This window comes from Portibacter marinus (assembly GCF_021533195.1).
In the GTDB taxonomy this organism is placed as follows: Bacteria; Bacteroidota; Bacteroidia; order Chitinophagales; family Saprospiraceae; genus Portibacter; species Portibacter marinus.
The window spans coordinates 663,379-676,330 of record NZ_JAJNKB010000003.1; the positions used below are offsets into that span (position 1 = coordinate 663,379).

The 12,952-nt window shown below is 39.4% G+C and carries 12 protein-coding genes; 8 read left to right on the forward strand and 4 right to left on the reverse strand.

Annotated features, from left to right (window positions below; all coding sequences use genetic code 11):
* Nucleotides 1-63: 63 nt before the first annotated feature.
* Genes L2567_RS10475 through L2567_RS10485 form a run of 3 tightly spaced genes read right to left on the reverse strand, consistent with a single transcriptional unit; the run spans nt 64 to nt 3,722 of the window.
* Nucleotides 64-450 carry a transmembrane 220 family protein gene (locus L2567_RS10475; protein ID WP_235297715.1) on the reverse strand — a complete coding sequence of 129 codons (387 nt, stop codon included), beginning with the start codon at nt 448-450 and terminating at the stop codon, nt 64-66.
* Nucleotides 451-453: 3 nt separating this feature from the next.
* Complete coding sequence (locus L2567_RS10480; RefSeq protein ID WP_235297716.1) at nt 454-2,673, reverse strand: carboxypeptidase-like regulatory domain-containing protein; 2,220 nt, start codon at nt 2,671-2,673, stop codon at nt 454-456.
* A complete protein-coding gene (locus L2567_RS10485) occupies nt 2,670-3,722 on the reverse strand; it encodes a sugar phosphate isomerase/epimerase family protein (RefSeq protein ID WP_235297717.1) in 1,053 nt (350 codons plus the stop codon). Before L2567_RS10485 ends, L2567_RS10480 begins: the two co-directional genes overlap by 4 nt.
* A gap of 67 nt (nt 3,723-3,789) precedes the next feature.
* Here L2567_RS10485 and L2567_RS10490 point away from each other — a divergent pair, with 67 nt between their 5' ends.
* From L2567_RS10490 to L2567_RS10500, 3 genes are all read left to right on the forward strand, one after another.
* On the forward strand, nt 3,790-4,599 hold the full coding sequence (locus L2567_RS10490) for a sterol desaturase family protein (RefSeq protein WP_235297718.1): 810 nt from the start codon (nt 3,790-3,792) through the stop codon (nt 4,597-4,599).
* Nucleotides 4,600-4,769: 170 nt separating this feature from the next.
* A complete protein-coding gene (locus L2567_RS10495) occupies nt 4,770-5,552 on the forward strand; it encodes a hypothetical protein (RefSeq protein WP_235297719.1) in 783 nt (260 codons plus the stop codon).
* Nucleotide 5,553: 1 nt separating this feature from the next.
* The gene (locus L2567_RS10500; RefSeq protein WP_235297720.1) at nt 5,554-6,558 is read left to right on the forward strand and encodes a S41 family peptidase; all 1,005 of its coding nucleotides are present in this window, start codon (nt 5,554-5,556) and stop codon (nt 6,556-6,558) included.
* On the opposite strand, the gene L2567_RS10505 is transcribed toward L2567_RS10500, so the two are convergent.
* Nucleotides 6,551-7,909, reverse strand: a complete 1,359-nt coding sequence (locus L2567_RS10505) for an alanine/glycine:cation symporter family protein (RefSeq protein ID WP_235297721.1) — start codon at nt 7,907-7,909, stop codon at nt 6,551-6,553. The genes L2567_RS10500 and L2567_RS10505 overlap by 8 nt on opposite strands.
* Nucleotides 7,910-7,984: 75 nt before the next feature.
* Here L2567_RS10505 and L2567_RS10510 point away from each other — a divergent pair, with 75 nt between their 5' ends.
* The 5 genes from L2567_RS10510 (at nt 7,985) to L2567_RS10530 (ending at nt 12,946) form a co-directional block, all read left to right on the forward strand.
* Nucleotides 7,985-9,100, forward strand: coding sequence for an ABC transporter permease (locus tag L2567_RS10510; protein WP_235297722.1), 1,116 nt, complete (start codon nt 7,985-7,987; stop codon nt 9,098-9,100).
* Nucleotides 9,097-10,173 carry an ABC transporter permease gene (locus L2567_RS10515; protein ID WP_235297723.1) on the forward strand — a complete coding sequence of 359 codons (1,077 nt, stop codon included), beginning with the start codon at nt 9,097-9,099 and terminating at the stop codon, nt 10,171-10,173. The genes L2567_RS10510 and L2567_RS10515 overlap by 4 nt, the downstream gene beginning before the upstream one ends.
* Before the next feature lie 379 nt (nt 10,174-10,552).
* Nucleotides 10,553-10,825 carry an HU family DNA-binding protein gene (locus tag L2567_RS10520; RefSeq protein WP_235297724.1) on the forward strand — a complete coding sequence of 91 codons (273 nt, stop codon included), beginning with the start codon at nt 10,553-10,555 and terminating at the stop codon, nt 10,823-10,825.
* 318 nt (nt 10,826-11,143) lie between these two features.
* Nucleotides 11,144-12,289, forward strand: coding sequence for a cystathionine gamma-synthase (locus L2567_RS10525; protein ID WP_235297725.1), 1,146 nt, complete (start codon nt 11,144-11,146; stop codon nt 12,287-12,289).
* A gap of 87 nt (nt 12,290-12,376) precedes the next feature.
* Nucleotides 12,377-12,946 (forward strand): carbonic anhydrase, encoded by a 570-nt coding sequence (locus L2567_RS10530; RefSeq protein ID WP_235297726.1) that lies wholly within the window; start codon nt 12,377-12,379, stop codon nt 12,944-12,946.
* Nucleotides 12,947-12,952: the final 6 nt, after the last annotated feature.

Here is a 12,952-nt window from a genome sequence, read left to right on the forward strand (position 1 = left end):
GACAATGAAAATTCCATCACTGATGGACCATTTGGATCTGTGCGATAATGCTACCACATTGATTTAAAGAACCTCCTCTTTCTTATTGTGAAACTTAATCTCCACCAATAGTAATGAAAGAAGTGTGATCAGTGCAATCAGCAAACCCAAAAACTCACGAACCAATTCAATATAAGGGGAGCTGGCCTTCATGCTCTCAACGATGGTGGGCATGCCATCCCTTATCCAGGCAATGGTCCCTGGAAGTAGAAAGGTCATCCATATGAATGTTGCCACAATAGTAATGTAGATGTATAGCTCTTTATTTTTTTTGAAAGCAGTAGCAAAGGATAGCAAACTTACAATGAGATAGTAGAATATCCACTTTAAACCGTCCGGATCATTCCATTGAAAATAAGCAAATAGTAAAAAGAGCAATCCGACTATTGAACATCCTATTTTTCTTGCCATTTTCTAAAATTCAATTCTATATGCCAGCACTGGTATGAGTCCCAACTGATTTTGTATAAATGTTTCTCCCGTCAGATAGTCGTAGTTGGTAAATGCCGCATTTTCTACATTACTGATGTTCTGAATATCTAAAGAAATGCTTTTAGCAAACCGGCGATGATTTCCTTTCCTCAAATTATAAACAAATCGAAAATCCATTCGATAGTACGAATCTAAGAAGTTGGAAGGTGCCTGACTGAAATCATATTGAAGGCCTGACGAAAGGGTGCTTTCAGGGTCAATTGTAAATTCATTCAGTCCACCCCTTGTATGGATGGAAAAGCTGGTTACCCATTCTCTGTCCTTCGATAGCTTTCGCTGATAACTTACTAAGAGATTATAACTTTCATTAAACGAAAATGTATTGGTGGTCCATTCATCGATACCTGCTTTGTATTCACTATTGAAAAAGCTGGCATTACCACTCAGATTAAGGTTTTTGATCACGAGATCCTTGGTTGAAAATCCAAGGGCAACCCCTCTAACTCTGGCAATTCCCAAATAGCTCGGATCCACTAACTCCTGCTGGTCAACTCCTGTAAATTGGGAGTAATAGGTATTATTTTCTATTAAAATATTCCTCATGTTATGATAGAAGCCATTGACAAAAAGAGAGAGATTTTCATTTCGTATTCTGAAAAAAGCATCCAGATGATCACCAATCATTTCTTCAGGTATGAAATCATAAGTAAATTGCGAAGGTGAAATCAGCTGACTGTTTCTTCTGTAGGCGGCCTCGAAACTATATTTCTGAGATAGCTCAATGATGGCTTTAGCCGAAGGGTGCAAAATGCTTTTTTGAGTAAAAGTATTATAAGAGAGGCCGGAACCAACGGTGAAATATAGCCTATTGAAGGCTAACTTATAATTGACAAACGGAAATAGATTTGTATTGGTAAATGATTTATCCCTATTGATTACTGGGCCGTCTAAAAATAACTCGTCGCTTCTTTGATCATTGAGGTTGTGAAAATTGAATCCAAAATCAAAGTTGTTTCTGTTTAATTTAACCAAACCACTCCAAATAGATTGTGAAATCTGATTGGTGCCGAAAGGAGCAAGAATCAAAGTAGAAGAAACGCGTTGATCCCGCTTGGTTGAAAAGTTAAGCGCAGATTCTAATTTGTAGTTCTTAAATCTCTTCTCATAATTCAAACCGCTCACCAACAACCTCGAATCGTAGTCAATTGTTTGTAGATCCTTGAAACTTTCTGCTTCTGCGCGATCAGCAATAGTATCTTTATAGTTATGGTTGATGCCCAAGGTCAGGTGTCCTGTGAGCTTTTCATCTTCCTTATCTATAAGATCGAATTTGCTAAAGAGATCCTGGTAAACAATTTCCTCTCCTCCAAAATCAAGACCTAATGGACCCGTTAAAATCCCCACCGTAGAATAACGATAATTTAGTTGAACACCCGGAAACTGCTCTCCTTCATATCCATACCCAGCTTCCAGCCCAATCAGACTTAGATTTAAGTAGGTATTGTTATAATCAGAAAGTTCGATATTGGCATTTCCTGCAATGCTATTCGTAGCAGTAAGATCATAGGGTGCGCCTTGAAAGTCAAAATTACCAATCACCTGACCACTGAACATGTTGACCCCGCCTGCATTTGCGCTGCTTAAGTCTGATAGCGTACCCGCATTGCTGAGGTGGTTCGGATTGATGATCAAAGCACCATTGACATTCCAGTTGATTAGATTAGGCGCAAAACCCTTGTATAATATAGTATTGGCCTGATCGTTAGAGGTACTGAATCCGGGAGCTTTTAATAAAAGCCTGGAAGGATCTTCATAAGCACCTGGCAATATTTGAAATTCTTTACGATCAAAACTGACATCATTGCTGAGAAAAGGATTGGCAATGATGATCGGATTGACGGCAATATTAGATTCATCGACTACCAGTAAGAAAACCATGCTGGAATATTCGCTATAATCTCTCGTTATACTTCTGTAGCCCAGATAACTAACTTTTAGTTGTAGCAAATTTTCGGAGCTAGCCAAAGTAAAGGATCCATCTGTATTAGTGGTGACCAATGCGCTGTCGGACTCATAGATGGCCAACACAGATGCGCCGATTAATGGATCCAAAGTTTCTTCATCCAGCACTCTACCCCGAATCTCCTGGGCAGCTAACCATTGGCCTAAAGCCAAACACAAAACAAAAATTATATTTCTCAAATACCCATTATTTTATTCAATAAATCCTGATCTACCTCTTGTCCGGCGAAGTCATCAAATGCTCTTTTAACCGTCTGAATGATATGGCTTTCAATGAATGGAGCTCCTTCAGCAGCACCCTGTGCAGAATCTTTAATACAACATTCCCATTCTAAAACTGCCCAAGAATCATAATCATACTGGGACAATTTACTAAATATACTTCCGAAATCAACTTGTCCATCGCCAAGTGATCTGAATCTTCCGGGTCTGTCTACCCAATTTTGGTAACCACCGTAAACACCTGCACGTCCGCTGGGATTATACTCAGCATCCTTCACATGAAATGCCTTTATTCTTTCATGATATATATCTATAAAAGCAAGATAATCCATTTGCTGAAGTACAAAATGGGAAGGATCGTAATTGATATTGGCCCTTTTGTGGCCACCGCAAGCCTCTACAAACATCTCAAATGTCAATCCATCATGAAGGTCTTCACCCGGATGTAATTCATAACAGATATCAACGCCATTGTCCTCGGCTACATCAAGTATGGGTTTCCACCTTCGGGAAAGTTCTTCAAACGCAGATTCCACTAATCCTGCAGGACGTTGTGGCCAGGGATACATGGTCTGCCAAATTAGAGCACCAGAAAAGGTGACATGTGCATTAAGACCCAGGTTTTTACTGGCCTGCGTGGTCCAATTGACCTGTTGTACAGCCCAATCTGTTCTTGCTTTAGAGTTGCCGTGTACTTCCTTAGGGGCAAAGGCATTAAAAAGATCATCGTAGGCTGGATTCACTGCTACCAATTGTCCTTGAAGGTGTGAAGCTAATTCCGTTATCTCCAGACCATGATCCTTTATTTTCCCTTTGAGTTCATCACAATAACTTTTACTAGTAGCTGCCTTCTCCAGGTCCATTAACCTTGCATCCCATGTCGGAATTTGAATGCCTTTGTAACCTAAATCTGCCATGTATTTGCAAATCCCATCTAAAGAATTAAATGGTTCTTCATCTGCCATAAACTGAGCAAGGAATATCGCTGGTCCCTTTATCGTCTTCATTATTTGTATTTTAGTAGGTGAGCTGTGAATTTAGAAATATTAGCTTAAATTAGAAAAATTTTATCCGATGGAAGAGATTATACAATATTTCGAAACCATACCATCTTTGCATCGAACACTCATCTTGGTGGGAGGCATCACTTTTTTCTGGATTTTAGAAGGGATTATTCCCATCACCAGATTTTCCTATAAAAAATTCCGGCATGCAGGACCCAATCTCTTTTTTACCCTCACGACCATCATCGTAAATCTTGCATTTGCATTTTTGATTGTAAAGACAAGTGATTGGGCAACGGCATCTGAGTTTGGCGCCATTCATTTGATCTCGATGCCGATCTGGGTACAATTAATTCTGGGATTATTGATTTTGGATCTGGTAGGAGCATGGTTGATACATTGGATCGAACATCAAGTCCCTTTCATGTGGAAATTTCACGTGATTCACCATTCTGATAAGGAAGTAGATACCACCACTGCCTTACGACATCACCCCGGCGAGTCCATTTTTAGGGCAGCTTTCACCACGCTTGCTGTCTTATTAGCTGGAGCGCCTATATGGATGGTGATGCTTTACCAAAGCATCTCGGCAGTACTTAGCCAATTTAATCATGCCAACATGAAAATGCCACTTTGGTTAGATAAAGTCATTCGAACTGTGATAGTGACGCCAGGCATGCACAGAATTCACCATCATTTTCAAAGACCCCAGACCGATACGAATTATGGTAACATTTTCTCAATATGGGATCGGATTTTTGGGACCTACCATGACATGCCTTCGGAAGATATCGTTTATGGTCTCGATGTATTCGAAGGTGATTCACAGAACCTGGGAAAATTACTAAAAGTTCCTATGGAAAAAGGCAAATATAGATAGCCGAGGTAATGGTCCGACTTTTAGTGGATGATGTCTTTACTATTCTACCTATAGAAATAAAATTTCAACCTTCCTTATACCACCTTCGTCGATTTTTTTAAACCATATGTAGTTACCAGCTTTAGTGAATGCAACCTTAAATAGGATGTTTCGTCCATTAAGTAAAAAAGATGCGAAATAAAATTCTACTGCTATTACTACTATTTTCCCAAATTGCACTAACGCAACAAAGTTCCAGTATTTTCTTAAAGTCAGGTGTCGCTTTTAATACTCTACAAGATGGGAGTTTTTCTGATTTATCGTATAACGGTTTAAACATGTATTACGCTTTCAGTTTCAACCGGGAGCTACCACGCTCAGAATTTCAAGTAGAGGTCGCATACATTAATGGCCAATTGAAAAACCCATTAAAATCAGACGAAGTTTTGATTAAAAGCATTGACCGAAATTTTATCAATGCAAATATTTCATACAGGAAAAAGGTTTGTTACAAAGGGTTAGATTTGGCTATAGGTTTGTCCAATTCGACTTATTACGATCTATCTACTTATCCACTGCCAGCAAATAATCAAGTGAGCTATGAATTAACAAGCTCATTGAATGCTTTTGCGAGATTAAATATTCTCCTGACTCAGCATTTAAATTATCGGTTGACTACCAACATCCCAATGGTGAGTGCTTCGATCCGTCCACTGGATGGAGGATTATTTCACCAAAAGGATATGGAATTTGATTTAGTCGGCGCTTTAAACTCTGCCAATTTTTACCCGACCAATAAGATCTTTTTCTTGCATTTCAACCATGCTATAGGTATCAAATGGAAAGATAGGCCAATAGAAATTTACTATGATTATTTCGGAGGCTACAACAAAGTAATCGATAAGAAAGGTAGTGCCGTACAGACAATAGGTATAGCATTTCCCATCTACTCAAATTTAAAATCACATAATTAAGATGATACACACATACTTTTATAGAATCTTTATGTTCATTGGGGTCTCGACGTTATGCTTTTCATGCACAAAAACCTGGATTAGTGATGAAACAGGCAAGGAATACGAAGAGTTCTTCATAGAAATGTGGGAAGACGTCGATGATAACTACATATTTTTTGATCAAAAAGAAATAGATTGGTCCCAGGAAAAGGAAAGTGCATTAAATAAATTGGATGCCAATTTAAGCCCGGAAGAAACATTCACTGTATTTAGTAAGGCCCTAGAATCTCTGGCCGACGGACATGTAAGTTTGTATACTCCGTTTAATACATGGAAGTATCATGAGCTTTATTTGGATTTCGAAAGCAACTATGATGAGGGTGTTGTTCAGCGGAATTATTTGAATAATATCAATGAGATAGGGCCGTTCACATATGATATCATGGAAGGCAATATTGGTTATCTTCGGTACTCCTCTTTTGGTCTTGATATTGAAACATATCATCTTCAATACCTGCTGAATTATTTTGAGGAAACTAGTGGTTTGATCATTGATTTGAGAGATAACTTAGGTGGGGCCACAAGCAATATTGATCAATTAATGGGCTTGATTTCACATGATAATACTAAAGTTGGAAATATTCATGTCAGTAACAGGGGTGGAGTCACGACTTCTGACTATCGACTTACTAAGAAAGAAAATATTGAAAATTACGAACAGTCAATTGTAATTCTTACAAACCGAAAATGTTATTCTTCATGTAATGTATTTGTGGGTTTCGCTTCGCAATTCGATCAAGTACAAGTTATTGGCGATAGCACAGGCGGTGGGAGTGGAATTGCTACAGCTAAAGAGTTAGGCAACGGTTGGCAATATCGATTTTCATCTGGTAAAATAACCTTGGCAGATGGATTAGAAATTGAAAACGGAGTATCTCCGGATTTAGAAGTTTCTACTGATGCGACAGATGCTCAAGAAGGAAAAGACGCTATTCTCGACCAGGCCTTAAATTTTCTTAGGTAGATTTTAACTGATCAAAGTAAGCTTTAGCGGCTTCTTTCACCTTCGGAGCCAGCATCAGAGCACTCAGCATCGTAGGAAATGCCATTAGTGCATACATGCCATCTATAAATCCAATGATTGCACTTAATGATGCAACGGAGCCTGCTATGATCGATAGGATGTAAAACACATTAAAAATATTCTTATACTCTGCCCCAAATAGAAAACTAAAACATTTGGACCCATAATATGACAGAGAAAACATAGAGGTTAAAGAAAAGATCAAAATACATATCATAAGAATGTACTTGCCAATTACCGGGAGACCAATATCAAATGCATTCAAAGTAATATTGATACCACTGGTATCGGCGTTCTGCCAGCTGTTGGTGATGATAATGGCCAATGCAGTCATGGTACAAACGATGATGGTGTCGATAATAGGTCCCATCATGGCAATTAATCCTTCCCGGATGGGCTCATCAGTTTTAGCAGCTCCATGAGCCATCGGTGCGGTTCCAAGTCCGGCTTCATTGGAAAAGGCGGCCCGTCTGACACCAGCCACTATAATCGCTCCAACCACTCCTCCGGATACAGCATTGCCAGTAAAAGCATCCGTGAAAATTAAAGCAAAACAATCGTCAATCTGATTGAAGTTGGAAAGTATGATGTATAAAACGGTGACAGTATATAACAATACCATAGCAGGCACCATTTTAGAGGCTACTTTGCCAATTCTCTTAATACCTCCAAAAATTACCAAAGCCACAAGACCTGCTAAAATCAATCCAAAGATTAAGTTGGTCATCCAACCCTGGGCAAGGCCCAGAGGTATGAATAAACTATCATTAAAAGCTGCAGTCAGTTGATTAGCATTAAAGATCGGCAGGGGGCCAAACATACCTGCTATACTGAATAATATGGCCAGAGGTTTCCAATGTTTTCCAAGACCTTCGGTGATAAAGTACATGGGCCCTCCTTGGAGCTCACCTTTAGAGTCTCGTCCACGATACATGACTGCTAGTGTACAGGTGAAAAATTTGGTACTTACTCCAACTAATGCGCTGATCCACATCCAGAACAGAGCTCCCGGTCCGCCCATTGTTATGGCAATGGCCACACCACTTATGTTTCCCATTCCGACGGTAGCGGCCAGTGCAGTAGACAATGCTTCGAAGTGGCTGATGTCTCCCGCATCTTCCTCTTTATCGTATTTGCCTCGTAAGATATCGATGGCATGTCCTATATGGCGATAAGGTAAAAAAAGGATATAGATGCTGAAGAATAAACCTCCGCCGACCAGTACAATGAGTAGTGGCATGCCCCACATTGCATTTCCGAAACCAACCAGAATTCCTTCAAGTAAATCCATCTGAGCGATCAAGATAATAAATCTTTGTTCTTTATACTCTAATCTTTACACATTCACAGCTATCTTTATTCTGCAATGCTAAATTCCATTTTCAAAAAGCTTTTGGGAGGGCTGGTCAGTCTTCTTCTTATTTCAGTTCTGATCTTTTTGCTATCGAAGGCCGTGCCAGGCGATCCTGTAAACCTGGCTTTAGGCGTAAGTTCAGAGTCTGAGATCAATATGAACTATCAGGAAGAGTACGAACGCAAAAAAAGAGAGCTCAAACTGCATCTACCTTATTTTTATTTTTCATTCTTGCCTTATAATTTTCCTGCTAATCTGCAGATGCAAGGCAGCTTGATTGACATTAGGAATAAACGCCGAAGTTTGATGGAGGAATCTAATTTGGCCTTTCCAAAATTCCATTGGAACGGAACCGAGAACCAGTATCACAATTGGCTGTTTAGCTCATCGGTTTCCTTGCAGGATGGCAAGCCTGTTCGATATAAAATAGGTCGTGCTATTGTCTGGACTCTATTCTTAGTAGTGGTAAGTGTTTTTTTTAGTTACAGTTTGGGCATTTTAATGGGTCTTTTTCTTTCAGGTCTGTCCAATCAAAAGCTGCGTTCCTGGTTAGAAGCTATCCTTATTGCGTTATATGCCATACCGGTTTTTTGGATGGCTACCCTATTACTGGTTTTCTTCACCACCAGTGAGTATGGAACGTGGACCAACATTTTTCCTTCTGTTGGCCTGGCGCCCATTGACCTTGGAGAGCCATGGTATGTAAGAATCGGCAAGTTTGGAGCACAACTCATCTTACCATGTTTTGTCCTGGTATTACATAACCTGGCATTTTTAAGCATGTTGACCAAAAGGAATCTCGATAAAAACAAGCGCCTGGGTTTTGTAACTACATCAAAGGTCTTTGGTTTTGGTGAAAAAGAAATTATTTTTAAGGAGGTTTTGCCTCTGAGTTTAATTCCACTAATCACCTCTGTCAGTTCAGCCATACCTTCAGCTGTGGGTGGATCTTTGGTGGTAGAAATTATTTTTAATATTCCGGGGATGGGCCGATTACTTTACACTTCTATAATGACGTATGACTGGCCAGTGGTATTTCCCATCGTTCTTTTAATTGCAATCATAACCTATATATCATTTTTCCTCGCAGATATTTTATATAGAATAGCAGATCCGAGAATTAGATGAGAGGTAGAAAGATAGCGATATGGGTCATCATAGGATATCTTGCGATTGCTTTGTTCCATCCATTTATTGCCAATGACAAACCCATTGTCTGCAAAATAAATGAACGACTTTATTATCCCATTTTTGATGATCAACCGATTGATTTATCTGCTTCGGAATGGAAAGTTATGGCTTTGATACCTTACTCTGCTTCGACCATTGATACAAAAGCCAGTTTTCAGCCACCCTTTAAAAGTAATCATATATTAGGAACGGACATCTTAGGCAGAGATACGCTTGCTGGTATTTTTAAGGGCACGGAAATTGCCGTAAAGATTGGGTTTATCTCAGTTTTTTTAGCCACTTTTCTGGCTTTGATCATTGGGCTTTCTGTTTCGTATTTAAAAAGATTTCCTATTCGGCTAAGTAGAATCCAATTTGTCATTATTATATTGAGTTTTCTGTTCTTGGTGTACTATTCCTGGATATCCATGTTCAAGGGCTTTTTATTTTTTATGGTTCCGTTGCTTGGTCTTTTGATGGTCAATGGTATTCTTGCGTGGTTGATTCCGCACAAATGGAAAACGATGAATTTACCTATAGACGTTTTCTATCTAAGGTTAGTGGAAGCCATGAAAGCTATTCCCGGGCTCATTTTTGTTTTGATGTGTGTCAGCCTTTTTAATGAATTTTCGGTAAGCGGGTTGACGCTGATTCTTGCTTTTTTAATGTGGCCTTCTATTTCGCGATTTATAAGAGCTGAATCTATGAAAATACTGGTGCAGGACTACATTACTGCAGCCAGGGCTTATGGTGCTTCAGGTTTTAGGATACTGCTTCGTCATGTGCTGCCTAAGCTATTTACTTCTTTGTCCGTTATTATTGCTTTTAGCATCTCTTCGGCCATCATTATTGAGTCTACACTTTCCTTTATCGGATTAGGAGTGCCCATCGAACAGGTCAGTTGGGGATCATTGCTTAAAGAAGCCCAGCGCAACATTTCGGCCTGGTGGTTAGCTGTCTTTCCAGGTTTGGCCTTATTTATATTGATTTTGTGCTTGAATATTGTGGGAGAGAAGAAAGTGGTGGACTAATTACCCATTCTTTTACGCATTTTTTTTCCAAAAAGGCTCGAGTCTCCCCTCTTGGTGCTTAATTCGCCTTTTCGATTAGTCTTCGGTCCCATACCTTCATTTAACTCACAGCCTACCTTTGGAGAACACGCAGAAAAGGTAGCTCCTCCAAGGGTTAGGAACAAAAACATGGTAAGACAAAAGATTAATTTTTTCATCGCTTTATACAATAATAGACAGATAATTAACGCTTTACCCCATCAATATAGTGTCTTTTTTGCGCAAAAGCCCATAAATAGGGGCTTTAAAGACGAAAAAAATACTTATTTTAGTTGTATGAGGTTATTTATTATATATATTTGCCTCACTTATAGATTTATTCACCTTAAAAAAAGTTGACATGAACAAGGGAGATTTAACTAATTCAGTAGCAAGTGCTGCTGGAATTTCAAAAGCACAGGCTGCAGATGCAGTAAATGCTGTATTTGATAGCATCGAAGATGCATTGAAAAGCGGAGACAAAGCTGCTTTTGTAGGATTTGGAACATTTTCAGTTTCTAAAAGAGCTGCTAGAGATGGAAGAAACCCTGCAACTGGGAAAACAATCAAGATTCCTGCAAAGAACGTAGTAAAGTTCAAAGCTGGAAAAGCATTGGGTGACGCAGTAAACTAAGTTACTTTAGTTAACCAAAAAAACAAGGCTGCTCGAGAAATCGAGCAGCTTTTTTTTTGGCTATAGATAAAGTGCTTTATGAGGACTTTGAATTAAACTCGACTAAGAATCGAAGGGAGTCAAACTGAATGGTGAGGTCTTAACTCCTGAGCTCTGGCTTGAACCCGGATGTACTATAGTAAGGCTCAAACTAAAGTTTGCGGTCATGCTGATATCGGTAATTCCTCTTTTTCTGGAACAACTTTTGGACTGATCTTAAAACTTAATGGTTAAACAAGAGTTTAGTGATACATTTGCCGTTCATAAGAGAAAATATAAATGAAATTTAATACCAAAGTAATACACGCAGGCATCGAACCTGATCCATCAACCGGAGCCATTATGACTCCCATCTTTCAGACTTCCACCTATGTCCAGAATGCACCTGGCGATCATAAGGGTTATGAGTATGCCAGAACGCAAAATCCGACAAGGAAAGCGTTGGAAGATAATTTGGCAGCTCTGGAAAATGGAAAGGGAGCAATATGTTACAGCAGCGGCCTTGCTGCCATGGACGCTATTCTAAAGATGCTGAATCCAGGTGATGAAATCATCTCGACCAATGATTTGTACGGAGGCTCCTACCGATTGATGACCAAATTGTTTTCTAAGTACGGTATTAAGATGAAGTTTCTGGATTTGCAGGAAGCCTCAGTCATACAACAACACGTTACTGAAAAAACAAAATTGATCTGGATAGAAACCCCTACTAATCCCATGTTAAATGTAGTAGATATCAAAGCCATCTGCGACTTTGCCATTTCTAAATCAATCTGGACTTGTATAGACAATACTTTTGCTACTCCTTACTTGCAAACACCATTAGATCTGGGAGCGACGATGGTCTTGCATTCTGCCACAAAATACCTGGGAGGACATTCAGATGTCATTCATGGTTGTGTGGTGACAAGTGATGAAGGCATTTACAATGAACTGAAATTTATTCAAAATGCGGCAGGAGCAGTGCCCGGACCACAAGATTGTTTCTTAGTATTAAGAGGGATCAAAACACTCCATTTACGTGTAGAAAGGTCTTGCCAAAATGCAGAATCCATCGCACACTTTTTGAAAAACCACGAAAAAGTATCAAAAGTATATTGGCCCGGATTTGAAGACCATCCCAACCATGAAATCGCTAAAAAACAAATGAAGCATTTTGGTGGTATGGTTTCTTTCGATTTAGTCTCTAACACGGAAGAAAGTGCCAATAGGGTCATGAGCAACACTCATTTCTTCTCATTGGCTGAGTCCCTTGGAGGTGTAGAATCACTAATAGGCCATCCTGCCAGTATGACCCATGCTTCCATACCTAAAGTAGAGCGACTGAAAGTAGGACTAACAGATTCCTTGATTAGACTAAGTGTTGGTGTGGAAGATATTGCAGACTTGAAAGCCGATCTTAATAATGCATTGGAAAAAGTTTAACTGTACAAAACAATTTGCCCCCATTTTCACTTTAAAAAGTGATTAAAAAACAATATATTCAGCAACTTCACTAAAAACGATTAAAACATGATGAATAGTAACGAAGTCTTAGACAGACTTAAAGCAGGAAACGAAAGATTTGTAGTTGATAAATTAGATGCAAAATTGCAGGATAGCTCAAGAAGAAGCTCGCTCACGGGAGGTCAGGAGCCTTATGCTATAGTACTAAGCTGTGCCGACAGTAGAGTAGTACCTGAATTGGCATTTGATACCGGATTAGGTGAAATATTCGTTGTCCGTGTCGCAGGAAATATTGCCAATTCATCATCTATTGCAAGTATAGAATATGCCGTCGCTCATATCGGGTCACCTGTGATTGTGGTGCTAGGCCATGAAAGTTGTGGTGCAGTTACCGCTGCTGTTGGCGGAGGAGATAATGGCTATAATTTAAACCATCTCTTAGGACACATCACACCCGCGATTGCTGCATCTGATGATGATGCATCAGTCAATGATGTGGTAAAGAAAAATGCTCAATTAACTGCGGAAGAGTTAAAATCACGATCAGCAATCATAAGAGATGCCGTGAATAGTGGCAAGTTAAAAATTGTTCCTGCTTACTATAATCTTGGTTCCGGGAAAGTCGATTTTCTATAATTGGAT